Source organism: Paenibacillus sp. OSY-SE (genome assembly GCF_000283315.1).
GTDB lineage: Bacteria > Bacillota > Bacilli > Paenibacillales > Paenibacillaceae > Paenibacillus_B > Paenibacillus_B profundus.
Window position 1 is genome coordinate 74,768 of the sequence record NZ_ALKF01000196.1, and the last position, 26,997, is coordinate 101,764.

General features: G+C 45.7%; 24 protein-coding genes and 3 pseudogenes. 15 read left to right on the top strand and 12 right to left on the bottom strand.

Going from position 1 to position 26,997, the window contains the following annotated elements; translation table 11 throughout:
• Positions 1-70: 70 nt before the first annotated feature.
• Together A372_RS0123155 and A372_RS0123160 are read right to left on the bottom strand one after the other, a co-directional pair.
• Complete coding sequence (locus tag A372_RS0123155; RefSeq protein ID WP_019423295.1) at positions 71-1,279, bottom strand: spr1629 family repressor/antitoxin; 1,209 nt, start codon at positions 1,277-1,279, stop codon at positions 71-73.
• 41 nt (positions 1,280-1,320) lie between these two features.
• A complete protein-coding gene (locus A372_RS0123160) occupies positions 1,321-2,076 on the bottom strand; it encodes a spr1630 family ClpXP-sensitive toxin (protein ID WP_019423296.1) in 756 nt (251 codons plus the stop codon).
• Between the two features lie 217 nt (positions 2,077-2,293).
• Between A372_RS0123160 and A372_RS34615 the strand changes: the two are divergent.
• Both A372_RS34615 and A372_RS34620 read left to right on the top strand, forming a co-directional pair.
• Positions 2,294-2,644, top strand: a pseudogene (locus tag A372_RS34615) (Crp/Fnr family transcriptional regulator); the annotation flags it as partial.
• Positions 2,645-3,047: 403 nt separating this feature from the next.
• Positions 3,048-3,778, top strand: a pseudogene (locus A372_RS34620) (ABC transporter ATP-binding protein); the annotation flags it as partial.
• A 93-nt stretch (positions 3,779-3,871) separates the two neighbouring features.
• Here the strand turns inward: A372_RS34620 and A372_RS0123185 are convergent.
• From A372_RS0123185 to A372_RS0123200, 4 genes are all read right to left on the bottom strand, one after another.
• Positions 3,872-5,278 carry a hypothetical protein gene (locus tag A372_RS0123185; RefSeq protein WP_051004534.1) on the bottom strand — a complete coding sequence of 469 codons (1,407 nt, stop codon included), beginning with the start codon at positions 5,276-5,278 and terminating at the stop codon, positions 3,872-3,874.
• A 382-nt stretch (positions 5,279-5,660) separates the two neighbouring features.
• Positions 5,661-6,929 carry a stalk domain-containing protein gene (locus A372_RS0123190; RefSeq protein WP_019423301.1) on the bottom strand — a complete coding sequence of 423 codons (1,269 nt, stop codon included), beginning with the start codon at positions 6,927-6,929 and terminating at the stop codon, positions 5,661-5,663.
• Between the two features lie 200 nt (positions 6,930-7,129).
• A complete protein-coding gene (locus tag A372_RS0123195) occupies positions 7,130-7,966 on the bottom strand; it encodes a hypothetical protein (protein ID WP_019423302.1) in 837 nt (278 codons plus the stop codon).
• Positions 7,963-9,042: a Gfo/Idh/MocA family protein gene (locus A372_RS0123200; RefSeq protein ID WP_019423303.1), complete on the bottom strand. Its 1,080-nt coding sequence runs from the start codon at positions 9,040-9,042 to the stop codon at positions 7,963-7,965. The genes A372_RS0123195 and A372_RS0123200 overlap by 4 nt, the downstream gene beginning before the upstream one ends.
• Before the next feature lie 261 nt (positions 9,043-9,303).
• On the opposite strand from A372_RS0123200, the gene A372_RS0123205 reads away from it, so the two are divergent.
• From A372_RS0123205 to A372_RS0123225, 5 genes are all read left to right on the top strand, one after another.
• A complete protein-coding gene (locus A372_RS0123205) occupies positions 9,304-10,194 on the top strand; it encodes an NUDIX hydrolase (RefSeq protein WP_019423304.1) in 891 nt (296 codons plus the stop codon).
• Entirely contained in the window at positions 10,194-10,754 is a 561-nt protein-coding gene (locus A372_RS0123210) for an NADAR family protein (protein ID WP_036705135.1), read from the top strand. Before A372_RS0123205 ends, A372_RS0123210 begins: the two co-directional genes overlap by 1 nt.
• 1 nt (position 10,755) lies before the next feature.
• Positions 10,756-11,610, top strand: a complete 855-nt coding sequence (locus tag A372_RS34625; RefSeq protein WP_019423306.1) for a TIGR02452 family protein — start codon at positions 10,756-10,758, stop codon at positions 11,608-11,610.
• Between the two features lie 163 nt (positions 11,611-11,773).
• The gene (locus A372_RS39650) at positions 11,774-11,962 is read left to right on the top strand and encodes a toxin-antitoxin system TumE family protein (RefSeq protein WP_443146848.1); all 189 of its coding nucleotides are present in this window, start codon (positions 11,774-11,776) and stop codon (positions 11,960-11,962) included.
• 101 nt (positions 11,963-12,063) lie between these two features.
• Positions 12,064-12,405: a zinc ribbon domain-containing protein YjdM gene (locus A372_RS0123225; RefSeq protein ID WP_019423308.1), complete on the top strand. Its 342-nt coding sequence runs from the start codon at positions 12,064-12,066 to the stop codon at positions 12,403-12,405.
• A gap of 97 nt (positions 12,406-12,502) precedes the next feature.
• On the opposite strand, the gene A372_RS0123230 is transcribed toward A372_RS0123225, so the two are convergent.
• Both A372_RS0123230 and A372_RS0123235 read right to left on the bottom strand, forming a co-directional pair.
• Complete coding sequence (locus A372_RS0123230; RefSeq protein ID WP_019423309.1) at positions 12,503-13,225, bottom strand: diphthine--ammonia ligase; 723 nt, start codon at positions 13,223-13,225, stop codon at positions 12,503-12,505.
• A gap of 125 nt (positions 13,226-13,350) precedes the next feature.
• Positions 13,351-13,857 (bottom strand): GNAT family N-acetyltransferase, encoded by a 507-nt coding sequence (locus tag A372_RS0123235; protein WP_019423310.1) that lies wholly within the window; start codon positions 13,855-13,857, stop codon positions 13,351-13,353.
• A 167-nt stretch (positions 13,858-14,024) separates the two neighbouring features.
• Between A372_RS0123235 and A372_RS0123240 the strand changes: the two genes are divergently transcribed.
• The 6 genes and pseudogenes from A372_RS0123240 (at position 14,025) to A372_RS0123265 (ending at position 20,976) form a co-directional block, all read left to right on the top strand.
• On the top strand, positions 14,025-14,696 hold the full coding sequence (locus tag A372_RS0123240; protein WP_019423311.1) for a lysoplasmalogenase: 672 nt from the start codon (positions 14,025-14,027) through the stop codon (positions 14,694-14,696).
• 512 nt (positions 14,697-15,208) lie between these two features.
• Positions 15,209-16,513, top strand: a complete 1,305-nt coding sequence (locus A372_RS0123245) for an NtaA/DmoA family FMN-dependent monooxygenase (RefSeq protein WP_026011251.1) — start codon at positions 15,209-15,211, stop codon at positions 16,511-16,513.
• A 59-nt stretch (positions 16,514-16,572) separates the two neighbouring features.
• Positions 16,573-17,619, top strand: a complete 1,047-nt coding sequence (locus tag A372_RS0123250) for an NAD(P)/FAD-dependent oxidoreductase (protein ID WP_019423313.1) — start codon at positions 16,573-16,575, stop codon at positions 17,617-17,619.
• A 168-nt stretch (positions 17,620-17,787) separates the two neighbouring features.
• Entirely contained in the window at positions 17,788-18,666 is an 879-nt protein-coding gene (locus A372_RS0123255) for an iron-siderophore ABC transporter substrate-binding protein (protein WP_237728586.1), read from the top strand.
• Positions 18,667-19,280: 614 nt separating this feature from the next.
• Positions 19,281-19,431: pseudogene (locus A372_RS37585) on the top strand (LLM class flavin-dependent oxidoreductase); the annotation flags it as partial.
• Positions 19,432-19,545: 114 nt separating this feature from the next.
• Complete coding sequence (locus tag A372_RS0123265) at positions 19,546-20,976, top strand: DHA2 family efflux MFS transporter permease subunit (RefSeq protein WP_019423316.1); 1,431 nt, start codon at positions 19,546-19,548, stop codon at positions 20,974-20,976.
• Positions 20,977-21,318: 342 nt separating this feature from the next.
• On the opposite strand, the gene A372_RS0123270 is transcribed toward A372_RS0123265, so the two are convergent.
• On the bottom strand, positions 21,319-22,161 hold the full coding sequence (locus A372_RS0123270) for an aldo/keto reductase (RefSeq protein ID WP_026011252.1): 843 nt from the start codon (positions 22,159-22,161) through the stop codon (positions 21,319-21,321).
• 36 nt (positions 22,162-22,197) lie between these two features.
• The gene (locus A372_RS0123275; RefSeq protein ID WP_019423318.1) at positions 22,198-23,430 is read right to left on the bottom strand and encodes an MFS transporter; all 1,233 of its coding nucleotides are present in this window, start codon (positions 23,428-23,430) and stop codon (positions 22,198-22,200) included.
• 141 nt (positions 23,431-23,571) lie between these two features.
• Here A372_RS0123275 and A372_RS0123280 point away from each other — a divergent pair, with 141 nt between their 5' ends.
• Positions 23,572-23,979 (top strand): winged helix-turn-helix transcriptional regulator, encoded by a 408-nt coding sequence (locus tag A372_RS0123280; RefSeq protein ID WP_192813631.1) that lies wholly within the window; start codon positions 23,572-23,574, stop codon positions 23,977-23,979.
• A gap of 88 nt (positions 23,980-24,067) precedes the next feature.
• On the top strand, positions 24,068-24,808 hold the full coding sequence (locus A372_RS0123285) for a Bax inhibitor-1/YccA family protein (protein ID WP_019423320.1): 741 nt from the start codon (positions 24,068-24,070) through the stop codon (positions 24,806-24,808).
• A gap of 112 nt (positions 24,809-24,920) precedes the next feature.
• On the opposite strand, the gene A372_RS0123290 is transcribed toward A372_RS0123285, so the two are convergent.
• Positions 24,921-25,928 (bottom strand): FecCD family ABC transporter permease, encoded by a 1,008-nt coding sequence (locus A372_RS0123290; RefSeq protein WP_019423321.1) that lies wholly within the window; start codon positions 25,926-25,928, stop codon positions 24,921-24,923.
• Entirely contained in the window at positions 25,925-26,935 is a 1,011-nt protein-coding gene (locus A372_RS0123295) for a FecCD family ABC transporter permease (RefSeq protein ID WP_019423322.1), read from the bottom strand. Before A372_RS0123295 ends, A372_RS0123290 begins: the two co-directional genes overlap by 4 nt.
• Positions 26,936-26,997: the final 62 nt, after the last annotated feature.

Consider the following 26,997-nt stretch of genomic DNA (forward strand, 5'->3'; position numbering starts at 1 on the left):
TGATAACCTGAGGTCTTTTTTGAGTGTCTACTTGAAGGGGATAGTGCCAATTCGAGAATGAAAGTCGTCTTTACATATTATCACCAGAAATACGATCAGGTATTTTGGTAACATTCTGGAGGCCGAAATCCAAGTTTCTCGTCATATACTTATTAAAAAAGTTTGGATCAATTCCTGTCATATGATGAAAGAAGGATACTTCCACCTTCCAATCGTTTTCGATCATTTGACCAATGTCCACAATCCCCTTTTTTGAAACAAAATCAGTGATTGTTTTGATTTTCATTGGTTTCTGAATCGGAAAAACATCATCGAGCGGTTCAATTTTTAAATAACCTTTCCGGTGCATTGCCGCGTAAAAGTTCCGATGATCTTTTGGTTCGATGATCCCAAGATTAGCAGCCCTATATCCTAACACTTGCAACGAAGTTTTCCATTTCTTTTTCAAATCTAAATAATCATCTGGATTCGTGATATGGGAAACATCCTCCATATCAAGTGTGAATTCATCTTCCGGTAATAATAATGCTCCGGCAAATAGATTCGCTTCATTCTCAATCATTTTGTGCTCTTTTCGATCTAAGTTAGCGAACTCAAGGCGATAATGAAGCAATAGATGACCCAGTTCATGTGCGATATCAAAGTTCCGCCTAACAGCCGATCGTTTCATATTCCCTAAAATGATATAGGGTCGATCATTTCGGGTCCACAGGCTATAAGCATCAATCTCCTCGCCAATTGCCTTCTCAAAAACGAACACTCCGCTCTTTTCGATCAGGAACATGAAATCATCATTATTTGTTTTCGATAAATCGAGTCTTTTTCGCGCTAAATGGGCGACATTATTGATTTGAGCAGCTCTGTCGTCCTCTGTATGATTTAAATACTCAATAACCTCGTCCCTTAACGTAATGATTTTTAGGGTAGGAAGGCTAACTTTGGCTGTTATATAGTTGACAAAAGTATCTAAATATTCAATATGCTTTGCTTCTGCCTGCGTCTTCGAGATGACATTCAATATTTTTGACCGATACGCAATATTCATTACGTCGACATTAGCAGGCGTCATGTACCGTGCAAGCATGTCTTCCGAATAAAAGTATTTACTTTTTACGCTAAAAACTCGTTTCAACTCGTTCACGATCTGCATTTTCGGTGATGTATAAGCGTTCTCGTACTGCCAGACTGCTTGTTCGGTAACACCTAACATTTCGGAGAGCTGCTTTCGCGAATATCCGTGCATGATCCGTAAATTGGCTAGGTTTTTACCAATGAACATGCCTGCTCCCTCCTTATTTCACTAACACCATTTCTGTTTGTTTATGAATTTTGCTGTTCCTCTTCATAAATCCCGATATCAAATGCGGCTGGATCCATAACATCATCGTTCATTTCAGGTGCCACGACATCGCGATCCTCTTCAGTTAATTCAGCTCCGGAGATAAAGTCAGAGAGATCTTCTACGAGGTAAGCGTAGTTATCATTTGGATTAGGCAAATAGTGCATGATTTCAGATATCTGATATGCCTCATCAAGTGCGTATGTGAGTATATGAAATTGATTGTAGGATGATGTGAAATTTTCTAGCTCATCTCTCACCCGGCTTTCTAGAATGAACCAGGAAAGCTGTTCAACCGTTTCTGTTTTTTTCTCTCTTTTTGATGATTGCCGAGTGGAGGGAAATGCTAAGACCTTATTGATTTTCGAGAGTTCATGAAGATAGGTGCGCCGCGGGCCTTTCTTTCCACTATTATTAGGAAGCTTTGCTTGTGAAAAGCAATCTTCATTAAAATAAGCAGCATTCTTAATAAGAAAAAGAATCTTGAAGTCTCCATGGATGAATTGTAGATAATCCCATGTTAAACCTGCTTTTGACTTCTTGTATGTGAAGCCGTGACCAATGCACTCCTCAGCAAGTTTGCTTTCAATAAAATTACCCTTCGTCCAGGAAAAAGCCGAGCTAATCTTCATTTTTGATTTGCGATCTTTACGATGTTCAATATAGTCACGATAACCATCAACAATAGCATCAACAATCATTTTATTGTGTTCAGGACTAAACTTGTATTGATCCATATCAAACACTCCAATTCGATATTATGAAGACAGTTTATATTCTAATCGAAATTGGGGTATATGGAAATGATTATTTTTGTTATTTTTAAAGTTATATTATATATCTTCATTAATTTTTATAGTTGTAAAGGGTTTTGCTGGATGCTTAGTTTGAATTATTCTCTTCTTTCCAAATGTTATTCATCATACAAAAATGACGGTGAAGCTTATTTAAGTTAAACAAGATAAGTCATCCGAGTATATCTTTACGTGTCTGGAAGACCCCGTATTGGTCGTTGGCGACCTCGCCGTTGAAAAGGACATGTATCACAAATACGGTCAATTGGAATCCATGACACGCACGATGATCGAGGAAAAGTTCGGTCAAGTCCAAGATGAATATGTTGCGTTTATCGCTTCGACGCCAGAAGAACGCTTCAAGGCACTATTACGGAATCGGCCGGATTTAATCGATCGCGTGCCTCAGCACCAATTGGCAAGTTATCTCGGAATTACCCCAGAGTCATTAAGCAGAATCAAGAAGCGAGTTCATAAAGACAATGATGTAGCGGATATCAGGCCGTTATAGGGGCTTTCCCGCCTTTGAACAGCATGGTTGATGACATGATGTTATGAAAGGTGGCGCCGGCATCTCCTTGTACCACAAGGCCTGCATGGACAAAGCCATACAAAAAAAGGAAGCAAGCGTCATGATGATGAGCGATATGCCCGCAATTAATGCAGCCTTTCGTTGATCCGTTCGTTGTATTTTTGCGGTAACCATCAAACAACCTCCTGGTATTCTGTATTAATCTCATTGCAGTTCTCCAAAATCGGCTTGTATGAGAAAACGATCGCTTGCTATGAAATTGCGTATGGAAAATGCTATGTGCTTGATCGTCTATCAAGGGGTTCCTTTGTGCTGTATGACGTATTGGGACCATTACGCGCAATCCTCTTGCTTCCGCGGGCACGCTCGGGATTAATGCCGGAGTTTATTTTTGGCAGCAATGGGCTGCGGGAAATCGACTATTCTTCGTTCCTTGGCAAGGCTGCTGAAACCTATAGCCGGTACGGTATATTTGAATGAGAAGCCGGTGTTTTCGCAAAAAAGCAAAGAAATCGCCAAACAGCTGTCGATCTTGCCGCAAAGTCCGCAGGCGCCTGAAGGTGTACGGTTAGGCAGCTCGTTAAGCAAGGCCGCTTCCCTTATCAAAGCGTAATACGCAATAAATGGTCGGTACACAACGAAGAAGCCGTCGAGCAAGCACTGCATGCAACAGGAGTGAAAGCATTTGAGGATCAGCCAGTATCTTCCCTCTCGGGAGGGCAGCGGCAAAGAGCCTGGATTGCGATGACCATTGCCCAGCAAACCCCGATCATTCTCTTGGATGAGCCTACGACTTATTTGGATATGGCCCATCAAGTGGAAGTGCTTGATTTGTTGTTCAAGCTCAATCAAGAAGAGGGACGCACCATTGTCATGGTGCTGCATTATCTGAACTTGGTGTGCAGATATGCCGATCATTTATTTGCAGTAAAGGATCAACAGGTTTATTGCGAAGGAAAACCGGAAGATATTATGACTCCTTTTTTGATGAAAGAAGTGTTTGGCTAGGCTTGCGAAGTGTACCCTGACCCGATTTTTGGAACCCCTTGTTTTTGTCCCTATGGACAAGGTCGTATGCTTAGCCCGATCAAAGTGGTGCGCGCAATGTCGTAAGCGGCGGGGAGTGTAGGTTTGAGCTTTCTTATCGCGCATAACAATCAGCATCGGCTGCCTCTCGGGATGATCCGGGAGGCAGCCGATTGTGGGTTAGCGGTTCTTCTTGCCTACCGTCACAATGGTAATACTTTTGATTACATTTGCAGGCTGTTCCTTGTTATACAGCCAGTAGGACGGCGTATCTGTAACATGTTGAATCCGCAGGCAAAATTCCTTCCGCGGGAGCTGATTCGATTGGATCACCAGCATATTGCCGTCCACGGTTATATAATCGGGAGGAATAGGTATCGCACCCTTCTTGGTTAAGATGTTCAGACTGCCGGGGAGCTTGGCGGATGCCTCATCAATTCGCTTCTGAAATGAAATCACTACCTTATCATGCTGCGGTCGGGTGATCGCGGTCGGAACGGGGGCTTCCTCGTACATATATTTTCCAAGATGATATTCATAGGCCGTCCAGGTGTCAAACCCCATGCCCCATGCCACTTGGCCAAATGTGTGATACCAATTGCGGTCCTTCACCATCGAGAGATTCGAACCGATATCGGCCTGCACGCCAAGCGGAATATCCGGGTGAACGGCGCGTATCTCATCGACGAAGTTCTGGTAGCTTCGAATATACTGTGGCGGAAGCTTGTTTTGGGGCTTCATCCAATCTGGCCAGTGTGTCTGCAGAAAGTGAAGGTCAGGCCGGACGGCCGATATCATCTCTGCGGCATCGAGACCCTGCATCTCGCGCAGTTTATTTACAGAGTCCCCACCGGCGTCTATTGCAAGCGACCAGGTCGCGACGAGAATATTACATCTGGCGTCTCGCACCCCGCCCCTCCCGTTAATCAGCTCATTCAGGAAGCTATTTACGGCATCGACCCGGAACTCGACCCAATCTTTATATAACGCTTTATTCGTCAGGTAATAGTCAGGATGGCGCGGATTTGTGAAATTTGGGATGCGGGGATGACCGTATTGCCGCTGGAACGCCGCTTGGGCAAGCGGACCGACATCGCCGTACACGCCGCTATGAATGCCATCCCATTCCGGAAAATAGGGCTCCGCAACTTCGATGCCGTCGAACGGGTAATCCCTCACCAATTGGGCCAGCTTCAGCTTCTTCCATTGCACATAGTTCTCACTATGCGGAGAGAAGCGGTAATACCCGTCATTCACTGGCTTCAGCAGCTTCATCTGCCAACTCGGCCAATCCGCAGGGAAGCCTTCAACAGAGTAAGATCCATTTCCGAGGACAAGCGCCCAGACAGGCAGCCCCCTCTTCTGGAAAGCCTCAATGAGTTCACGATTGACAATATTCTCGTTGACGACAAAATAGTGGACGGAAGTGTACCCGTTCTGAACAATCTCATCAGCGATGCTCGCTGCCGAGCGATTCTGATAATAGGCGAATGACGGATCCACCTGAATTGTAGGTCCTGACAGAGCGGAAGCCTTGTGTTTGCCGACACATGCACAAGGATCCCCTTGCTTCTCGGCATGCATCATTCTTGCAGAGGGCAGTGTATGTATGCCAGAGGTGCCGGACATACGAAGTTTGCGAGACTTGAACATAACCGCTACCTCCTATAATGCTTATTCAACCCTGAACTCCAGTAACCGACGTCTATCAAAAGTGGAACTCGCTTGCCAACGAGACGATTCTATCGTTGTCTGATGGCAAACAGAAGCAGATCTTGGATACGGTGTTCGTATCAAGAGAAGAAAAAGAGGGGAATCGAAAAATAGCGCGCAGTTCCACGGCAAGTCTTCACCATACATAGTGAAAATTGACACCGTATCCTGCACGATAAACCAAAAAGGCCGAATTCAAGAGCAAATGGGAATCCTGACTCGACCTTTTTGGCAATTAAAATTTCAGCAACCTCTATTATGACTTTAACGGCACTACGTTCTGCTCGATCTGCTTCATCGCTTCTTCCCCAATGAGCCCCAATCTCCAGATTGCCGTGCCCTTCAACTGATAGCGCTTGGCAAGCCCAATGACACTTGAGATGGACTTGCTGTTCTCGCTGCCCATCGACAAGCCTAATAGAAGCTTATGTTTTGGAACTTCTTTCAACGCCAGCTTAATCGCTTCGTTCACTTTATCGAGTGGTTCCGGCGCTTTTTCACCCGCGTAGGCATACGCCATAATCATAATATCGTCCGCTACAGAAGCAAGCGTCTTATAATCATACCCCTGATAAGCGCCGTTCAGCGGATGCAGCGCCAGCGTCAACTTCAAATTGGCGGCTCTCGCTTTATTCGCAAGCTGAGTGACAAAGAAGTTGTAATCCTGCTTCGCCTTAGCCTTGTCTCCGGATAATCCCAATCCTTCAAAATCAAGCACAATGCCTGAAAAGTTCTTATCCTGTGCGAGTTGAATGATATCTTCTATCGCCTTATCCCGAAGTGTCTCATCTTCCAGCATTTTCGTCAGCTCGCCTTTGCTATCCGAGGAGAACACCATCAGGTAAGGAGTTGTTCCCGCCTGCTTCGCTTCGGCAACAATAGATTCCGGCGTAATATCTCCCGCTGGCTGCGGCCAATAGAAGTCCTTGCCTTCTGTCGTAATCGTCCCGTCTTCCTGAAGGCGAACCCATCCGAATGCGGTCGCATCGAACTGCGGAATAAGATTCCGCTCTTTAAACGACGAAATAGCATAGAACGCCATATTATACATCTTCTTCGGCGGTGATTGGATAGAGACAACTTTCGCAGCCGAATTCCAGGACACTTGTGCTCCGAATTGTCTGCTGAAAAAGCTGAGTGGAATATACGTTGTACCTGCTTTGACGAAAGGCGCCATTGAGAGTTGGACAGATTGGCCATTAACCTTCGCCGTCTTCTGGTTCAACTGCAGAACAACGACCTTCTTCTCTTGAACAGCCGTCTGATTCGCCGTTACGGTCTGATTCTTTGGATTCCACAGCACTTCTATATTCAGCGCTTCAGCGATTCCGCGGAACGGAACCATCGTATTGCCTTGCACAATGATTGGCTCTGCTGAGAATTCGAGCGCATATTCATCCAGCATAATCTTCGTTCTACCAGTCGTATTTGGCTTACCTGCCGCTTCCACCGTCTGTTGCGGGAATAGCAGTGTAATCGTCAACAACATTGCTAATATAGAGCATACATAATGCCGCTTACTCAATAAAACTACCCTCTTTCTTTCGTGCATAGATTCGAACCGAATCTATTACTCTCTTATCGATATCTATTTTACTTATATAAAAGGCAATATTCTACAGGAATGATCTACATGATGATAGAATACAAAGATACAAATACTTCCACAGAAAGAGGGTGGATCCATGGAATTATCCGAATGCCAGTTGCGATCGAACTGGAACGCTATGGCAGCTCTACCCATTCATACGGCTGCTTAACCGCTTTTAGACCATATTCGATAATCGTAATGATGGCGATCGTTTGAGCGGAAGGAACTGATATGCGCCCGGTCTCGAAGAAGGCAACAAGGTCATGAATGAACAGGTTGAAAAAATTCGATTCCGGCTTCAGAATGCTGCAACTACTCGAATCATACTTTACTGCCATCGTAAACGGACACTCGTCGCCCAGGTGATGAATCATCGCTTGCCGTCCGTCTTTGAATTCGATCAGCAGGGCTGGAGCTGTCTTCGTTCCGATGAACATGACTCGCTTCGCATCTGCCCCCATCAGCGATACGATCGGTTCGATCTGATGGATCGAGTAGTTCTCGAACGCGCCGGGACCCCAACTGGAGATGGCCTCAATGCCATTGCGCTCCGCGTCGCCATATTCGGTCGCGAATCGCAGGGCTGACGAGGAATATAGCGGCGTGCTATGCTGCGCCGCCCGCTCGAACAGGCGAAGCGCGGCTGCTCGGTCAGGGGCAAGTGTCTTATCGATGTAAGTCGGCTTGCCCGATGCCAGCGGCAGATAAGCGAGCGCCTCATGATGCTCCGGGTGATCGGGTGAAAGCACGATCAAATAATCGCTCTTTTCCACGACCTCTTCAATCGTGTTCAACAGCGTAACGCCATGACGCTCGCACCACGCCGCGTTGCTCAATCCCTGCTCGGCATCCCTCATGCCGTATGCATAAGTGACTTCTATACTTCCGCCGGATGCGTTTCGAATCCATTCCGGGTATTTGTTCGCATGCCATTCATCCAGATAATAATCGATAAAGCCTATTTTCTTCATGCTGGCGCTCCCTCTTTCACGAAAGAGATCTCTGTTCTTTGCTCTGAAGATTGATAGATGGCCTGAATGATTTTGGCTGTCAGGATGACGGTATCAATGTGTGACGGCAATTTTTCCCCCGACTTAACGCAGGAGAGGAAGCTGTCGATCTCGTTCTGGAATTGATCGGTCTTCGTAAACTTCGGCTTGCTTTCCAGCAATGCGCCATGCTTGGCGCTGTAAATGGTGAAATCCGCCCCGTACTGCAGCCGAATTCCCGCTTTGTCTCCCAGAAAGTCAATGTACATCTCGTCGACTCCGATATTTTGCGCCCAGGCTCCATTTACCGTAATCGAAGGACCTGCCGTTCGAATCATGGCTGTAACGAAATCATCGACATCGTACGTACCCTCATAGTTGGGCGGCCCCGCCCACATATTGATATAGGAGTAATCCTTCATATCCTTGCCCAGCTTGGAGTACGTCTGTCCCGTAACCGTCTTCGGATCCGGGTCGCCTGCGCAGTACATCACGATGTCGAGAAAGTGCACGCCCCAATCAATGAGCGCGCCGCCGCCTGCGACAGCCTTGTTCGTAAAGTCTCCCCCCAGTCCTGGAATCGAACGATGCGAGCGGAAGCTGACGTATACGTGGTACAGATCGCCCAGCTCTCCATCTTCGATCATCTTTTTAATGATGTTTACACCCGTATTAAAGCGATTTACGACGCCGATGTTCAGCGTCTTCCCGGTCTCATGCTGCACCTTCTGCATCTCAAGCGCTTCCTCATATGTTCTGGCAGCCGGCTTCTCGCAGAGCACATGCTTGCCGGCACGCATACATTCGATAGCGATCAAGGCGTGGCAATTGTTCGGCGTACATATTGAGACGGCTTCTACTTCCGGATCTTCCAGAATGATGCGGTAATCTTCAATTGCCTCCCCGCAACCGTACTGGTCGACCGCTTTCTCTGCTCTTTCCTTGCGGATATCGCAGAAATACTTGATCTCGGCTTCTGGATTGGCCAGATAAGCAGGAATGTGGGCGCTGTTGGCAATCGTCCCGCAGCCGATGATGGCTACAATCGTCTTACTCATATCGAATCCCTCCCATTTTTTAAATCCTTTTGAGGCTGAGGCGTAATCCACTTGGCAATGAAGTGCAACAAGTACTTATATGGTATCATGTATGCGCTTTATTTTATTTCAGTTTCGTGTGCAAAAGTAGGATTATCGTCCGATTGTCGTTCCCCTATTTGAAACGCTTGTTTGCGAACATGTTGACAAATTGCCCGAAATCGTATATTTTGATAGTAACAAATAGATAATAACAAATGGTTACGAACAGGTGGTGGTGTAATGTCAATAAGGGACCGTAATGGGCTTACCGAGCAAGAGTTTCTTGAACAATATACCGCAGGAGATTACGAACGTCCGTCTGTGGCAACAGATATGGTCATTTTTACGGTTACCGATACCGAGGAAAGTAATTACCGCAAGCTTCCGAAGAAGGAACTGCGGGTGTTGCTTATTCGACGCGGCGGGCATCCCTTCCTTGGAAGCTGGGCGCTGCCGGGCGGATTCGTCCGTCCTGTGGAGACGACGGAGCAGGCGGCACAGAGGGAACTGCAGGAGGAAACGGGAGTGGACAACGTCTACTTGGAGCAGCTGTATACATTTAGCGAGCCGGGGCGGGATCCGCGGACTTGGGTCATGAGCTGTTCCTATATGGCGCTGATCGATAGCTCTAAGGTGCATATCGAGGCCGGAGATGATGCAGATGAAGCCTCTTGGTTCAGTGTCTCCTATCGTCTCATGAGGGAGCAGAAGGAATTGCTGGAGGACGGAATAATCAAGACGAAGCAGTACGAGCTAAAGCTAACGGGGGGGCAGGAAACATTAACCGCCGTGGTGGAGCGCAAAATGACGTCTGCGGAAGCATCGTCTGCAGTGGAATATGTCATTCTCTCCAATGAGGGGTTGGCCTTCGACCATGCCAAGATTATCAGCTATGCCATCGAACGCCTGCGGGGGAAAGTGGAGTATACCGACATTGCTCTGCATTTGATGCCCAAGTTGTTTACACTGACGGAATTGCAGCAGGTATACGAAGTCATTCTGGACAAGGAACTGCTGAAGGCGGCTTTCCGCCGTAAAGCGGCCCCGCTTGTCGAAGAGACGGATCATTACACGGAGAATGCCGGGCACCGCCCGTCGCGGCTATACCGGAGGAATCGCGAGGGGATATGATGGTTTACAATATTGAAGACTTGCAGAAAGCGTATCAAGCGGGAAAGAAATATAAGTTTTTATTTTTCTGGGGACATACGCCTCCCGCTGACGGGAGCGTCAATCAGAGCTGCTTCAGTCAATGGTGGAAGTGCCAATTTACCGTAGACGGGAACAGATATAGCTGCACCGAGCAGTACATGATGGCGGAAAAGGCGCGGCTGTTCCACGATGACGAGATGCTTGTGGAAATTATGAATGCGAAGCATCCGAAACAAATGAAAGCCTTTGGACGGGCGGTTAAACACTTTAACAACGACGTATGGAATAACAACTGCTATGACATTGTGAAGCGGGGCAACTTGGCGAAATTTTCGCAGAATCCGGAGCTCTGGGCGTTTATGAGATCAACGAAACAGCGGATTCTGGTGGAAGCGAGCCCCACTGATCGGATGTGGGGTATTGGAATGGTGAAGGAGAATTCCGCTGCGGACAATCCAATGAAATGGCGAGGGAGAAACCTGCTGGGCTTTGCGCTGACTGAGGTGCGGGACCAGCTTCTAGAGAAAGAAGGGGAGTAACATGAACCGAAAGGAGCTTGCGCAGGATACGCTTCGCTATATCCGGCAGGGATATTATGAATGGAACGGGCAAAAGGTGGACTTCTCGGCTCTACAGCAATATTCGGAGGACAACAGCATTCTTATTGCGCCTGAACAGGGTATGGAATTGGTAAAGAGCTGTAAGCTGCCGCCAAATGGGAACCAGGCACAACAACGCGCAGCCAACGAGGCCACCGTTAAAGCGATTCTGGATGCCGCCCAAGCGGGGATTCGCGGCGTCGGGGTGCTTAACTTTGCAAGCGCGAAAAATCCGGGAGGCGGATTTTTAAACGGTGCGATGGCACAGGAGGAAAGTCTCGCCGCTTCAAGCGGCCTGTACGGAACGCAGCTGCGCAACGAGGCCTATTATGCGGCTAATCGCGCCTGCCGCTCCATGATGTATACCGATTATGCCATCTATTCGCCGAATGTTGTATTTTTCCGAAATGAACGGTTTCAGCTTCTGGAGCAGCCGGTGACTGCTTCGGTTCTGACCTTGCCCGCCGTCAACTATGGCCAAGTGCTGTTGAAGGGCGAAGACAGCGAGAAGGCGAAGCGCGTGATGAAGGATCGCATGCGTATGGCGCTGGCGATCTTTGCGGATAGAGGAGATAAATACTTGGTGCTCGGTGCGTATGGCTGCGGCGTATTCCGCAACAATCCGGTTGATGTGGCAGAATGGTGGAAACAACTGTTGGAGGTCGAGGGCTACGGCACGCTGTTTGATGAAATTATATTTGCTGTGTTGGATAGTTCCCGAAGCGGTTCATGCATCCGAGCCTTTGAAGACGTCTTTAGACCCGTTAAGTTGAGAAGTATCATAAATAACGGCTAAATCTGGTGCAGACTTTTATATCTGACAAATAGGTAAGCGTCTGATTACAGGCGCTTTTTTGATGCCTAATTGAATATTCGGGTATTTGCAGGAAACACTTGTGCACGGTTTTTTCGGCGATGAGCTGAGCAAGGGGCTATTTGTACGGAAAACCATCAAATTCATGGATGGAACCTTCATGACGGTATTTGAGTTGATCGAAACGAAGACGGGGAAGAAAAAGAAATACCAGTATGATTGGGAATATCAGCGGGGAAAGTTGTGGAAGTGGCATAACGAACCCCATAGTCATAAACAGCATCAAACCAATTATCATATTAAGTGGATTCATCGATTAAGAACAAATATATAGTAAGACGAAGGTTTGCCAATATGAGAAGACTATGACAGTATATAAGCATATAAGGAACTCTTATATTAAAACGGACAATCACGAATGGAGAAAATGAAACTATGTCTAATTTACCAAATTGCCCAAACTGTAATTCAGAATACACTTACGAAGATAGAGCTCTTTTTGTTTGCCCGGAATGCGGCCATGAGTGGTCTTTGGAATTACAAACCGAAAACAGTGAAGATAACAAGATCATCAAAGACGCAAATGGAAATGTCTTAAACGACGGTGATTCTGTAACCGTAATCAAAGACCTGAAAGTAAAAGGAAGTTCATTGGTTGTAAAAATAGGCACAAAAGTAAAAAATATACGTTTGATTGATGGAGATCACGATATTGATTGCAAAATCGATGGTTTTGGAGCCATGAAATTAAAGTCTGAATTTGTTAAGAAGATATAAATGCGGTATTAATGAAACAGAACGAATCTGTATTGGAAGCCCTCTGGCATGGAGGGCTTGTTCTATTCTTGCTTTGAGATCCTGAGCTGTGACTAGATTATTCCCCTTGATGAGAACTCCCACAATTGCTGTTTCGTTCTAGCTCTAAAGGCAAAAAAGCATATGTTCCATCTTTAATGATCTCACATCTGCGAACGGGAATAGGATGTTTGAAAATGGGCCCATCTATTACTGTGGTATGGAACTCTCCACCTTCTCCGCATGGGTCAATACCGCGAGCTTCAAGCTCCTTCACATATTCATGGGTTAACATTCGCCCTAAATCGTCTTCCCTCATTCCTAATGATAAATTTACGGTTACAAGGATCGTTACAAATCCTAGATTGATGAACTCTTGGACAGCTTCAAGATGATTCATTTCCCATAGAGGCATCCCAAGCTTTAATCCGGCATTTTTCGTAACCCTGTCATGCCAACAACCATGAGCAGGCACATCCAAATCTCCAGTTACTAATACTTCTGCTCCCTGATTTTTAGCTTGTTCTAAAAGGCGTATAAAGATTGTTTCATAATCTGTCCAACTCGCAGCCGCAGTATATACAGGTAATCCTATCGATTCAGCTTGAGCGCGTATTAGCTCTGGAGGCATTCCATGGGATCGGGAACGTTTCCCTTCTTCCTCCAACATCACGATTAGTCCAACTGCTTCTCCAACCTTCATTGCTTTATATAGAGCTAACACACTATCCTTTCCTCCACTAAAAGAAGCAATGAATTTATGCCCGCTAGCTCCATTTTTCCAATCTATTATTTCTGTCATTCATCTCTTTCCCCTCTGTTGTTTATGGCTTTTGCACGATGCCTGTGGGCTAGATCTAATGGTTTCATTCTATCACTAAAAAGATCGAAGCAATATGCGCAGTATCATCATTGAAACGAATAAAGCTAACCGTTCCCCAGATCCAGGTGTAAGATGAGCAATTCACCTTTACGGCCGTCTGCACGAAGGCCTTTATCTTCAAAACCACATTTTTTATATATGTATTGCGCTTGCGCATTCGAGTGATTTACGGCTAATATAATCTCATTTTTATTCGGAAAATGTTTTCGAACAAAGGTTGGCAGCAGCAACAGTGATTTTTTGGCAATCCCCTTTCCCTGCATGGATGAATCGACTGAATAGGCTCTTAGCAGAATGGCGTCTTGGTTGTCACTATAGTTCTTAACTCCTTCCCATCCATGAAGCACAAAGAAACCAACTGGAGTATTATCACTCAAGATTAGAATGGGGTGCCGATCATTTTCTTGTTCACAGGTTGCTATAGCCTCCAGCGGCAGTGCCGTAAGGTTTTTTTGTTCCTCTGACAAGTGATATTTTTCAAGTTGTGATCGATAGATTGGTTGGTAGAAATCGAGGCTTACGATATCTTTCTGAACGGTCTGAGATAACATGAATGTCCACCCTTCTTTTTTCGGTAATCATTGAAAGAAGCTTGTCTGAAAGGAATTTGCAGCGGGCACAAAGAATAGGATAGTACAAATACGTTTACAAAAAACGGAAGATGCAAAAAATTGGAGTGTTTTTGCTAAAAACAATGAAATGAAAGGAGCGATTCTTTTTGATCAAGTATGGGCTGCCCGCACTCATCGTTGTCATGAGTATCCTCTATATTTTCATTATTCCTGGCGAGCCGCAAGCGGCCAAACTGCTGTTTAAATTAATTCCGATGTGGCTTATTATCGCTTACGGATGCCTTCAAATGCCCTCCAATAGAAAGAGTTGTCATTGGGTTATCTGGATCGGGTTATTTTTCTGCATGCTGGGCGACGGGCTGCTGGTCTGGTTTGTCGTTGGCCTGTCCGCATTCCTTATCGGGCATCTGTTTTATTTGACCGGTTTTATTGGCAGATGGCGCTATTCAAAAATGCGCTTCAGTGCGATCGTTCCGATCCTATTATATGCTTCGTTCATGAGTTGGCAGCTCATTCAAGCGTTGATTCGTAACGGCGATGCTTCCTTAATCGCACCTATTCTCGTCTATATTCTCGTCATCTCCCTAATGACTTGGTCGGCCATCATGACCGGCAACAAGCTGGCGGCTGCCGGAAGCATTTTGTTTGCGGTATCGGATTCCATTTTATCCTGGAACATGTTTGTGTCTGAAGTCGCCTTCGCGGAACCGTTAATTATGATAACGTATTACGCCGCCCAATTTTTCATTGCTTCCAGCCTGAGGACAATCGTACAGGACAAGAGCAGCATTATAATTAATTCGGTTCACCGCGTCTGAGGGTTAGGCCTTAACCAGATCGCAATCGCCATCTTCTCTAAATTCAGAGTTTTAAGAAGTTCACATGCTCTTTCCATCCGATGTTGGATAACAAAGTCGATTGGACGAGAGCATTCAAACAACCTCTTTCGTAACTTCCCTTTTCATTAAACTAAATCTTTTATCTCCATGAATATTAGACATTCCACATAAATTTAATCCAGCAACTTATGCTCCCAACAGCACAGGAAATTTTCCTATCCGCGATATTGCTGTTAGTGTCGGCTACGGTAATCCGCTATATTTCAGCAGAGCGAAGAACAAAACGCGGATAGATTTGATAATAGTGTATGTTGCATTTGTTATTTGTGTATTTGCATTTAGAGGAGTCCTTGCTACACTACTAAATGAGAATGATTATCGTTATTATTGGGTTTGATAATGAACAATATTCGTTCTCATAAATGTGCATCCGATTAGTAATTTCTGAGCGGATGACCATTTTATCATACCGGAAAGGGCGGTAGCTGCAAGTGAATGCAAATAGGCAATTATGCATCGGATTTTCTTTATCGGCAACCTGGATGAAAGGACACAGCTGGAGGCGTCCGGATAGCCGCGTGGAGAAGATGAAGTCGATTGATTATTATATTGAATTGGCCAAACTGGCGGAGAAGGCAAAGCTCGATTTTCTGTTCAGGGCAGATTATCTTTATATTAGTCCGCAAATGCTAGGTGATTCTGCTAATTTTGGCAGTCCTGACCCTACGGTCATGTTTGCGGCGATTGCTCGTGAGACGAATCGGATCGGACTGGTAACGACGGTTTCCACGACCTTCAATCCGCCGTATGTTGTAGCCAGGCAGCTTCAGTCTTTGCACTGGCTTAGCAGTGGACGTACCGGTTGGAACATTGTAACTTCGATTGAAGGAGCGGAAAATTTCAGTGATTCGCCTATGCCTTCTCCGCAAGAAAGGTATGCGAGAGCAAGAGAATTTACTGATGTAGTGCGCGAGCTTTGGGCAAGTTTCCCGCGTGAAGCGATCCTAATTGATCGTGAGTCAGGCAAATTTTCTGATCCGGATCAAGTTTCCTCCATCAATCATTCAGGTGAGTTCTTCAGTGTCAAGGGACCGCTCACTCTACCCGCCCATAAATCAGGAACCATTCCTTTATTTCAAGCAGGCGCATCGGATATTGGACGAGATTTCGCTTCTTCAGTAGCGGACGCCATTTTTGCGGCGATGCCTGATCTTGAGTCGGGGGTGGAGTTACGGAGCGATCTGAGGAGAAGAGCGGAGGAGCATGGACGTCATCCGAACTCGATCAAGGTTTTGCCGGGACTATATTTTTTCTTGGCCGATACTCGCGAGGAAGCACAGGCATTGTTCGAGGCTGCGAACGCGCACTTCAGTATCGAACGTAGACATGCAGCGCTTAAATCTGTGTTGGACCTTGATTTAAGCAATTTTGAATTGAATGATCGCGTGACCGCCGATATGCTTCCCGATCCGAATCAACCAGTCCGCAGCCGAACGCATGCTGAACTGCTTCGGAGATATATTATAAACTATCAGCCTACAGTAGCAGAGGTTTTGTCAAGGCCGGAGGTCTTAGGGTCTGCACACTGGGTTTCGGTTGGAACAGTTGAAGACGTGCTGAACGATATTATGGAACGGTTCGAAGCAGGCGCGATCGACGGTTTTATCGCTCTTCCGGGCGGGTCGGAACAATCGATGGAGTTATTTTTTGAAAAGCTGATGCCGCAGCTGGTAGAACAGGGTTTGTTCAGAGGCGAATATACAGGCTCGACCTTGAAAGAGCATTTAGGCATTTAACATCTGGTATGTAGAATATGCTAATCAGCTGTATCCATATAAAGTGAGGAGACTGTACGATGCATGATAAGGAATTGTTTGATGTCACGATTGTAGGTGGCGGGCCTGCAGGGTTGTTCGCCGCATTCTATAGCGGTTTGCGTGAAATGAAAACGAAAATCATAGAATTTCAGCCTTTTCTGGGCGGTAAGGTGCATGTCTATCCGGAGAAGATGATCTGGGATGTGGGGGGATTAACACCTGTTCCCGGCTCGCAATTGATCGAACAAATGGTTGCTCAAGGATTGACGTTCCAGCCAGAGGTTGTACATGGGGAAAAGGTTGTATCCATATCCCAAGATGAAGAAGATTGTTTCGTTTTGCATACCGCTTCCGGCCAGACACATCGTTCAAAGACGGTAATTTTAGCTGTTGGCGGAGGAATTCTAAAACCGATTAAACTGGATATCGAAGGCGCAGAGCGATTCGAAGTCACTAACTTGCATTATACCGTAAAATCGCTTTCACGTTTTAAAGAGAAAACGGTTTTAATTTCAGGTGGCGGAAATTCAGCCATTGACTGGGCCAATGAATTGGAGCCGATAGCCGAGCGCGTTTATTTAACGTATCGGAAAGATACATTAAAAGGCCATGAGGCTGAAATATCACGCCTTGAGAACAGCTCTATTGAGTGCATGCTAAACACATCGATCGAAAAGCTGATCGCGGCAGCGGATCACGAAAAAATTGAAACCGTTGTGCTGAAAGGAAACGATGACGGAACGACATTTGAGCTGGCAGTAGACGAGGTTATTATTAATCACGGTTATGAACGCGACAAAGATTTGCTGGCCAACAGCGAGGTTAAAATCGAGCTGAAGGATTATTGGATTGCAGGCTCATCAATGAGCGAGACATCAGTGCCAGGCATTTATGCAGCAGGGGATATTTTACACCATGAAGGAAAGCTGCATCTGATTGCGGGAGCATTCCAGGATGCAGCGAATGCTGTGAATAAAGCTAAGCAATATATCTCGCCTGATGCCAATGCGTATGGGATGGTATCCTCGCATAATGACCTGTTCTCACCAAAAAACCGTGAACTGATGAAGCATTTGTATACCTAAAATTGAAACTGTGTTGGAGGAAGCGACATGAATAGATGGATTTGCTTGGTTGTCCCGCTTGTAATACTGATCGGAGCGCTGACCGGATGTTCCGGAACGTCCGCAGGGAACAAGCCTTCGACAAACGCTGCCAATGTGCATGAAAATGGGCAGCCAAGCGGGGCAAGTATGCCTGAAGCGGGCATGCCCGAGAAGGGCGTATGGCCAAGAACGATAACGGACGCCGCCGGTAATAAGATAGTATTTAAGGAACGGCCAGAGCGTATAGCAGTGCTCCATCCCTTGTATTTGGATTATTTTTTCGCGTTGGACACGCCTCCAATTGCCTCGGGCAACGCAGCGAATGCGATGAAGGAATTCGCCACTTTGCAGCCTTATGCCGAAACGGCCGAGATAGCAGATTTGGGCAGCGGAAGGGACTTGAATATGGAAGCAATCATTGCTGCAAATCCTGATGTGATCGTAACCTTCAAAGGCCATATTGATGCGAATTATGATGAGTTAAGCAAGATTGCTCCTGTTATCCAAATCGACTACAGTGATTCTTGGGAAAAGACAACGATGATTTGCGCCCAGATTATCGGCAAAGAGAAATTGGCGGAGCAGCTTATCAATGAGACCAAAGAAGTTATTGAGAAAACGAAAGAGCAGTTGGGTGATCTGAAAAATAAAAGCTTCGCCTTACTGAGGGTTGACGGCAAAGCCAATTTTACTGCTCAAGGGACTAAAAACACAATGTACTATAACGAAACAGCGGGATTTGGGCTGATGAAGCCAGATAGATATCCTGAAGACAATGCAATGCTTTCCCTGGAGGCTTTGTCGGAGATGAATCCGGATTACATTATTATCCAGCACGATCTTAACGTTGCAAAGGCAGCAGTCCAAGAAAAAGAGGCTTTAGCTGTGTGGAACTCACTGAAGGCCGTGAAAAACAATCATGTTCTATTTTTCGATAATTCCCTCAATACAGGAAGCGTCCTGGCTATCCGCCTGGCTGCAGAGAATTTTATGGGATTGGAGAGAAAAGCTATAGATAATAAATAAAAAACGGAGCAATGAAAGCCGCCAAGTAGGCGGCTTATTTGTCTAGTGACACAAAAGTGTCTACATTGTGGGGAGAATGTTGCGGCATTGATCGGTAGACTGGGATCACACAAATCGTTCAACTGCCAGCTCGATCATGAAAATAAGCGGGGATCAATTCTTTGGATCCATGAGAAATTCTGCTCTTACTCCTAATCCAGCCGTTGCTAAGAGGCAACTGAAACCATGGATAGAAAATCATATATATTGAGTTTCTGATTGATGTATTCCATTGAAGAAGGCAAGTGCAAATATGGGCTAGGCTATATTCGAGTCCTGATTATCAGCTAAATAATCACTCAGCAAGTCTGGATTAGATAATTATACATATAGCATTCGTGATTGGTGCATTTGCATTTGTTTCAGTCCTTGCTACACTATATATTGATAATGAGAATCACTATTAATGACCTAGCCGTAAAACTATTTTTATCATGTAGGAAAGGTTGATAGAATTGACTGCAAATAGACAATTGTGTATTGGATTGTTCTAATCTGCAACTTGGATGAAAGGCGGGATATCGTATGCAAGCTCCGGGAAAATTTTACAAATAAAGTAATTGTGAATTGAACGCGAGTCGGGAGTGGAGTTGCGAAATGATCTGAGGAGAAGAGCCGAGGAGCATGGGCGCAAACCAAACGCCATCAGAGTTTCGCCTGGATTTTTTCTTGGCTGATACTCACGAGGAAGCGCATGAATTGCATAAGGCTGCACACGCACATTTGAGTATGGAGCACACCAAGTTCCAAAAAGAAGTGCTGAAGAAGTTGCAATTAAAGATTAATCTGCCCGGACTAACGACAAGCTTATAACAAAATAAAATTTAAGGTGGATTATTCATGTCATCAACAGCAGAAACACAGCAAACAAAAGTGATTAAAACTACTCCAATATTAATTTCTTTCTTAATTGCTGGTTTCATTGGATTGTTCAGTGAAACGGCTTTAAACATGGCTCTCGGGGATTTAATACAAGTATTTTCTATTAGTTCTTCCACGGTTCAATGGCTGACAACAGGTTATTTATTAACCTTGGGGATATTAGTTCCTGTCTCGGGTCTCTTACTTCAATGGTTTAGTACACGTCAAATATTTATTGTGTCATTGATTTTTTCAATTATTGGAACACTGGTCGCAGCTCTTGCACCAAGCTTCGAAGTATTAATGTTTTCTCGAGTGATTCAGGCTATAGGTACGGGATTATTGCTGCCCCTGATGTTTAATTCGATCTTATTGATTTTTCCCATCAATAAGAGAGGTGCAACAATGGGACTAATAGGGTTAGTCATTATGTTTGCACCTGCAGTTGGACCCTCAATCTCAGGATTAATTCTTGAAAAACTGACTTGGCATTGGATTTTCTGGGTTTGTTTACCGTTTCTAATTCTTGCGTTGGTATCGGGTATATTGTATATGCAGAATGTTTCGACCATAACTAAACCCAAAATTGATATATTATCTATTATCCTATCTTCGATTGGTTTTGGCGGAATCGTCTATGGCTTTAGCAGCGCGGGTGAGAATGGCTGGGGAAGCACAATTGTGATTACGATGATTATTATAGGCCTTGCTGCACTTACCTTGTTTTCTTTGCGACAATTAAAAATGGATAAACCGATGCTTGATTTACGTGTATTAAAATATCCAATGTTTACTCTAGGTTTATTGGCCGTATTTATTTGCTTCACGGTAATAATGTCCACGATGATTTTGTTGCCATTATATTTGCAAACAGGGCTAGCATTGACTGCATTTACCGCGGGGCTTGTTTTGTTGCCAGGTGGTGTGCTGAATGGATTAATGTCCCCGATCACAGGTCGTATCTTTGACAAATTTGGACCAAGAGGACTTGTTATACCTGGATTTGCGATCATGCTTATCATGTTATGGATCATGTCAAACGTCACCATTGAAACGCCGGTTAGTATGGTGATTGTGATGCACTCCATTCTATTTATAGGTGTATCGATGGTTTTGATGCCTGCTCAGACAAATGGACTAAATCAATTACCGAAAAATCTTTACCCAGATGGTACTGCTTTAATGAATACATTACAGCAAATGTCGGGAGCAATTGGCACTGCAGTTGCGATTACGATTATGTCCGCTTCTCAGAAAAGATATATGAACAATATGACTGATCTATCTGACCCTTCTTCAATTGGAGCTTCATTAACAGCGGGAGTACAGGACTCCTTTATATTCACTCTAATTATAGCTATGGTTGGTTTAATTATTTCCTTCTTCATCAAATCTTCTCGCGTTAAATAGGGCTTACTGAATAATTTAAAACTCTTATTTCACGGCTCAAAACAAAAACCAGTGGTTGACATCATAATGCGAGGATAAAATAGAAAAACATCTGCAAATTCTGTATTGTTGTAAGTCCTAACCGAACAACAAAAGGATATGACAGATGCGACTCCAGTATATTAGTCGGACAGGTGCAGAAGTAGAAGTAGGGCGATCAAAAACTAATTTTCTTTCTGAGGTAGAGGATTATCAAACAAACGTTTTACAGTCAGCATGGTGAACCTTACTATAAATAACTGCTAATAGATAAGACGCCACTCCCTTTTTCATTGAAAGGAATGGCGTCTATTTCACATTTTATTAAAAATCAAAGTTATCCGGATCGGGACCGACTCGAAGATTCTGATTCAAATCATCAATCTGGTCCATATCTTCTTGGGTTAGCTCAAAATCGAACAGGGCTGCGTTTTCGATAATGCGATGTTCCTTCGTAGATTTCGGTATGGTGATAACGCCATGCTGCAAATCCCAACGCAGGATGACTTGCGCCACAGACTTCCCATGTCTGGCCGCGATCTCCTTCAGCATCGGATTATCCAACAGCCCGCCTTGCATTAATGGTGACCAAGCTTCCAACTGAATGCCCTGCTCCTTGCTGAATCGGAGCAATTCTTTTTGAGTTAGACAAGGGTGGAATTCCACCTGGTTTACCATAGGTCTAATGTCAGCGTCCTTCATCAGGTCTTCAAGATGGTGGATTTGAAAATTGCTTACCCCAATGGCCTTGACACGTCCTTCTTGATATAGGGTCTCCAAAGCTCTCCACGCCTCTTTGTATTTGCCCTGTACAGGCCAATGAATCAGGTATAAATCAAGGTATTCCAAGCCCAATTTTTCTAAACTTGCTTCATAGGCAGCCAGTGTCGATTCGTATCCCAAATCGGCATTCCACACTTTTGAAGTTATGAATAGGTCCTCTCTAGGGATATTAGTCTCTAGCATAGCCTCCCGAATCCCCTGCCCTACACTAATCTCATTCTCATAAATAGCAGCGGTATCGATACTGCGATAACCATGTGCAATGGCTGATTTCACAGCCTGTACCAGCCCTGGCCCTTCTTCTACTTTGAACACGCCAAGCCCGAGCCAAGGCATTTTCATGCCGTTGTGCAACGTTACTGTATCTTGAAGATTTTTAGACATCATAGTAATAGCCTCCTGAATCTTGTTTTGAATGGCTTAAGCGCACTGTGAGCCAGGGTTCACTGTATTTGTTTCGCTGGTTTGGGCGGGTGCATCTTTCCTTTCCAGGGCACGCGCCCAGCCTGTCAGCAATACGGCTCCCATCACCATTAATGCTCCTACCCATGTGGTATGAATTAGCCCGATCGTATCCGTAACGACACCGCCCAAGTAGGCCCCGATCGCAATTCCTGCATTAAACGCGGCAATGTTGACAGCAGAAGCCACATCTTTCGCTTGCGGCGCGAAACGTTCAGCCAGCATGACGACATATACTTGCAAGCCGGGAACATTCATAAATGCAAACAGCCCCATAAGGAAGATGGTTATCAAACCGGCTGTTTTAAAAGGTGCGGTGAACGTTAACAGGAAGAGCACGATGGACTGTATAAAAAACATATAGAACAAGGCAGTAACAGGTTTTCGGTTGGCGGCTTTGCCTCCGATAACATTGCCGATGGCAATGGCAACTCCATATATAAGCAGAATGATTGCTGCCGTTTTTTCCTCGAATCCGGTTATATCGTGAAGCAGCGGGGATAAATAGGTAAAGACGACAAAGGTCCCGCCGTATCCCAAGGCAGTGATGGCAAATGCAAGCAGCAATCGTCTGTTCGTGACAAGTTTAAGTTGATCGCGAAGCGGCGTTTTCGTTCCTTTTCGTAAATTGGAAGACACTAAGGTCATGTTGGCTATGAAAGCCAGAATGCCGATTGCAACGATCACGAGAAAGGCTGCTCGCCAACCGAATTGTTGTCCAATTAAGGTGCCCAAGGGAACGCCGGTAACGGTCGCGACAGTAAGTCCAGAGAACATAATCGCGATAGCGCTGGCTCTGCGGTTCTCAGGCACGAGATCGGCCGCAATGGTAGAGGCAATCGACATGAATACGCCATGTGACAACGCGGAGATTACGCGCGCCGCCAACAGCACGACAATTCCACTGGCAGCGGCAGCCAGCATATTGCCTGCAATAAAAACAACCATAATCCAAAGCAGCAACGATTTACGTGAGATGTTAGAGGTCAAGGACGTTAGAACGGGAGCCCCGAAGGTTACCCCTAACGCATATAAAGTAACGGTTAAACCTGATGTTGTGACAGATATATTTAAGTCTTCAGCAATGAGGGGGAGCAGTCCCACGCTGATAAACTCGGTTGTGCCAATCGCAAAGGCACTAATTGCTAGCGCCAGCAGCGCCAAAGTGCTCCGCTTATTCTCCAATGTCATTCGCCCCACTCCTACAATATTGTAATGTCCGGCCGGTAAATGCTATTATCAATTATTAGGATGAAATTGAATAGTACGTACTTTGAAGTGATATAGGTACTTAAAAGTTCCTATAAACTCATTTGGAGGGAAAAGGCTGTGATTAAAAAGAAATATAATATTTCAGTAGAAGCAACTTTGGAAGTTATTGGCGGGAAGTGGAAGTGTGTAATCCTGTGTCATTTGACTCGCGGGAAGAAAAGAACAAGTGAATTAAAACGCCTTATGCCCGGAATTACGCAAAAAATGTTAACGCAGCAGTTAAGAGAATTGGAGCAGGACGGCATCGTGAATCGAATTATCTATAATCAAGTGCCTCCGAAAGTGGAGTATGAGCTTAGCGAATACGGGTGGAGCTTGAAATCGATCCTGGATTCCCTATGCGCTTGGGGGGAAAAGCATATTATTAAAGAATACGGCGATAAATTTACCGTATTGGAAGATAACGTCTTGAACAACAAGGCAAAAGATATACAAACAGTTGACGAGGAGCGGTATGCGCTTGATTAATTAAAACCGATAATTTTAACCAACCTGTAATTTATATAAATATGAACATATGATAATATAAATAAAACAACGATTAGGAGGTCATTTTTTGATAGGTCGCAGCGGAAATCCGACATTGAATGACAATACTTTTGAACAGAGTGGATTTAACTCCGCACAGGAGCCTATGACGATCGGCGGGACGGTCAACAAAGCGTTTATGACGCTAGCCTTGCTCGTAGCAGCCGCTATCGTCTCGTGGACCATGTACTTTAACGGGTACAGCGTGGTATCTTATGCCTATGGCGGGGCGATTGTTGGATTCATCCTTGCTTTAATCATCAGCTTTAAGCCGACGGCGGCTCCGTATTTGGTTCCGATCTATGCCATTGCGGAAGGGTTATTTCTCGGTGCTCTCTCGGCCAGATTTGAAACGTTCTACTACGGGATTACGATGCAGGCGGCCCTGCTGACGATGTGCGTATTCATCGGTATGCTTGTTGCTTATAAAAGCGGAATGATCAAGGCAACGGAGAACTTCAAGCTTGGCGTATTCGCTGCCACGGCTGGTATTGCCCTTGTCTATCTTCTGAGCTTTGTACTTGGGCTATTCGGTGTAACTGTCCCTTATCTGCATGATAGCACCTTAATCGGTATTGGTATTTCAGTTGTCATTGTCATTATCGCCGCGCTGAATTTCGTTCTTGATTTTGATTTCATTGAAAATGGCGCACAGCAGGGAGCTCCCAAATATATGGAATGGTATGGAGCGTTTGGCCTTATGGTCACTTTGGTGTGGCTGTATATTGAGATCATCCGTCTTCTCTCCAAGCTGTGGAGCCGAGACTAAGTCATGCAATCGTAATAATAGACCATCCCTTGAAGGAGATGGTCTATTTGCTATGCACATTCCGTTGACCTCTCCTACTCAAATAAGTGAAGGAAGGTCTTCAGTTATGTCGCTACTTTTTCAACAACAAATACACGAAGTATGGGGCGCCTATCAACGCGACTACAATGCCAGCCGGAATTCCGTCAGGGTCCAGCACATTGCGTCCAATCGTATCTGCGAACAATAACAACCATCCGCCAATCAGAATCGCGATCGGGATAAATAATTGGTGTCTGGGTCCGACCAGCGCTTTGGCAATATGCGGAGCCATGAGTCCAATAAAAGCGATTCCTCCCGTGACGGAGACGGCGGAAGCCGCCAGCGCAACCGCGGTCAACAGCAGCGTGATCCGCTCCTTGTCAACCGACACGCCAACGCCGATAACCACATGCTCGCTGAGCGCAAGCAGATTCATGCGATGCGCCTTGTACATGGTGAAAGGAATCAGCACGGCTAGCCACGGCAGGATGGCCCATATAAATGGCCAGTCCGTCCCCCATATATTGCCCGCCAGCCACTTGGCGATAAAATCTACTTTCGAACGCTCAGCCGATGAAATGAGGACAATCATGGTCCCGGACAGCGCCATGGAGAATCCCACCCCGGTGAGCACCAGCCGTACAGGCTGCAGGCCAACCGTTCTGTTGTACGAGAACACGTAAATCATACACGTCGTAAGCAGCGCGCCCGCAAATGCTACAAGAGGCAGCATATATGCAAATGAGCCTGCGTCTATCGGGAAAAACAAGAAGAAAACAGCAATCGCCACGCCTGCCCCGGAATTGACGCCCAGAATGCCGGGTTCAGCCAAGTCATTGCGCGTGATGCCCTGCAAGATAGCGCCAGATAGGGCGAGTGCCATACCAGCCAACAGCGTGATGATGATTCGCGGCAGACGAACGGAGAACAGAACAAATTCTTCTTTGAACGTTCCTTGCCCGAACAGAGTTGGAAGCAGCCGATCATACGACAGAGAGGAGTACCCCAATCCCATACCGATTACGACTGTCAGTGCAATAAGCATGAGCAAGGCACCCACGATGAGCCGTTGTTTTTTCAATAAGGCAGATGGAATCATGAGAATGCTTTGCCTCCTTTATGAACGATGAACAGGAAGAAAGGCAAGCCCAACATCGCCACAATGGCCGCTACAGGCGTTTCATATGGGGCGTTGATCATTCGGCCGAGAGTGTCGGCCAGCAGCATAAAAGCAGCCCCTGCAAGCGCAGACATCGGCAAAATAAAGCGATAATCTGTCCCGACCATGGCACGCACGATATGAGGCACCATCAAGCCGATGAATGCCATATTTCCGACCAGCGCGACAGAAGCGCCGGCGAGCAGAATAATGACAATGAATAAGATCGTTTTCACAAGAATGGTCTGTTGGCCCAATCCAACGGCAACCTCTTCATTCAAGCTCAGAATGGTTAGTTGTCTTGAAAGCACAAGCGCAATAACAATACCAATAATGATAAAAGGCGCAATGACCTGAAGCTGGCTCCAAGAAGTGCCGATGACTCCGCCTGCCGTCCACATGGACACATCTTTCGAAATCTTGAAATAGAGCCCGATTCCTTCCGCGATGGCGTACAGGAATGCCGAAACCGCAGCGCCAGCCAATACAACGCGAAGCGGGGATAATCCGCCCTTTTTCAAGGCTCCAATACCGAATACCATGATGGCTCCGACAGCCGCTCCGATAAAGCAAGCGATCGTAATATGGAAGTAGTTCGCTGATGGAATCAACGCAATCGTTAGGGCGAGCGCTGCATTAGCCCCGGCAGTCAAGCCAAGCAAGCCGGGATCGGCAAGCGGGTTCCTCGTCATTCCTTGCATGATTGCGCCGGATACGGACAGCCCAGCGCCAACCATAATGGCGCCGATTTCGCGCGGCAGGCGAATTTCACGGAGCAGGGAAATGTTGTCGCTGGTGGCGCGGGAAGTCAGTGCCAGCCATACTTCTCTTACTGTGGTGTCAGCAGCCCCAAATACCATGGCAACAACAAACGCAGCTATAAATACAACAATGCCCGCCATCAGTTTATATGCAAATGGGATGAAACGTCGCTTTTCTTTCGCCATAGTCCCTCTTCTTTTCCGTTATAGAATACAGGAAAAGGAATTCTTAGATCTAAGAATTCCTC

Coding starts and splice junctions, on each gene's coding strand:
- A372_RS0123155 (WP_019423295.1), bottom strand. CDS start 1,279: ATGTTCATTGGTAAAAACCTAGCCAATTTACGGATCATGCACGGATAT.
- A372_RS0123160 (WP_019423296.1), bottom strand. CDS start 2,076: ATGGATCAATACAAGTTTAGTCCTGAACACAATAAAATGATTGTTGAT.
- A372_RS0123185 (WP_051004534.1), bottom strand. CDS start 5,278: ATGATGCATGCCGAGAAGCAAGGGGATCCTTGTGCATGTGTCGGCAAA.
- A372_RS0123195 (WP_019423302.1), bottom strand. CDS start 7,966: ATGAAGAAAATAGGCTTTATCGATTATTATCTGGATGAATGGCATGCG.
- A372_RS0123200 (WP_019423303.1), bottom strand. CDS start 9,042: ATGAGTAAGACGATTGTAGCCATCATCGGCTGCGGGACGATTGCCAAC.
- A372_RS0123205 (WP_019423304.1), top strand. CDS start 9,304: ATGTCAATAAGGGACCGTAATGGGCTTACCGAGCAAGAGTTTCTTGAA.
- A372_RS0123210 (WP_036705135.1), top strand. CDS start 10,194: ATGGTTTACAATATTGAAGACTTGCAGAAAGCGTATCAAGCGGGAAAG.
- A372_RS34625 (WP_019423306.1), top strand. CDS start 10,756: ATGAACCGAAAGGAGCTTGCGCAGGATACGCTTCGCTATATCCGGCAG.
- A372_RS39650 (WP_443146848.1), top strand. CDS start 11,774: ATGGATGGAACCTTCATGACGGTATTTGAGTTGATCGAAACGAAGACG.
- A372_RS0123225 (WP_019423308.1), top strand. CDS start 12,064: ATGTCTAATTTACCAAATTGCCCAAACTGTAATTCAGAATACACTTAC.
- A372_RS0123230 (WP_019423309.1), bottom strand. CDS start 13,225: ATGACAGAAATAATAGATTGGAAAAATGGAGCTAGCGGGCATAAATTC.
- A372_RS0123235 (WP_019423310.1), bottom strand. CDS start 13,857: ATGTTATCTCAGACCGTTCAGAAAGATATCGTAAGCCTCGATTTCTAC.
- A372_RS0123250 (WP_019423313.1), top strand. CDS start 16,573: ATGCATGATAAGGAATTGTTTGATGTCACGATTGTAGGTGGCGGGCCT.
- A372_RS0123255 (WP_237728586.1), top strand. CDS start 17,788: ATGCCTGAAGCGGGCATGCCCGAGAAGGGCGTATGGCCAAGAACGATA.
- A372_RS0123265 (WP_019423316.1), top strand. CDS start 19,546: ATGTCATCAACAGCAGAAACACAGCAAACAAAAGTGATTAAAACTACT.
- A372_RS0123270 (WP_026011252.1), bottom strand. CDS start 22,161: ATGTCTAAAAATCTTCAAGATACAGTAACGTTGCACAACGGCATGAAA.
- A372_RS0123275 (WP_019423318.1), bottom strand. CDS start 23,430: ATGACATTGGAGAATAAGCGGAGCACTTTGGCGCTGCTGGCGCTAGCA.
- A372_RS0123290 (WP_019423321.1), bottom strand. CDS start 25,928: ATGATTCCATCTGCCTTATTGAAAAAACAACGGCTCATCGTGGGTGCC.
- A372_RS0123295 (WP_019423322.1), bottom strand. CDS start 26,935: ATGGCGAAAGAAAAGCGACGTTTCATCCCATTTGCATATAAACTGATG.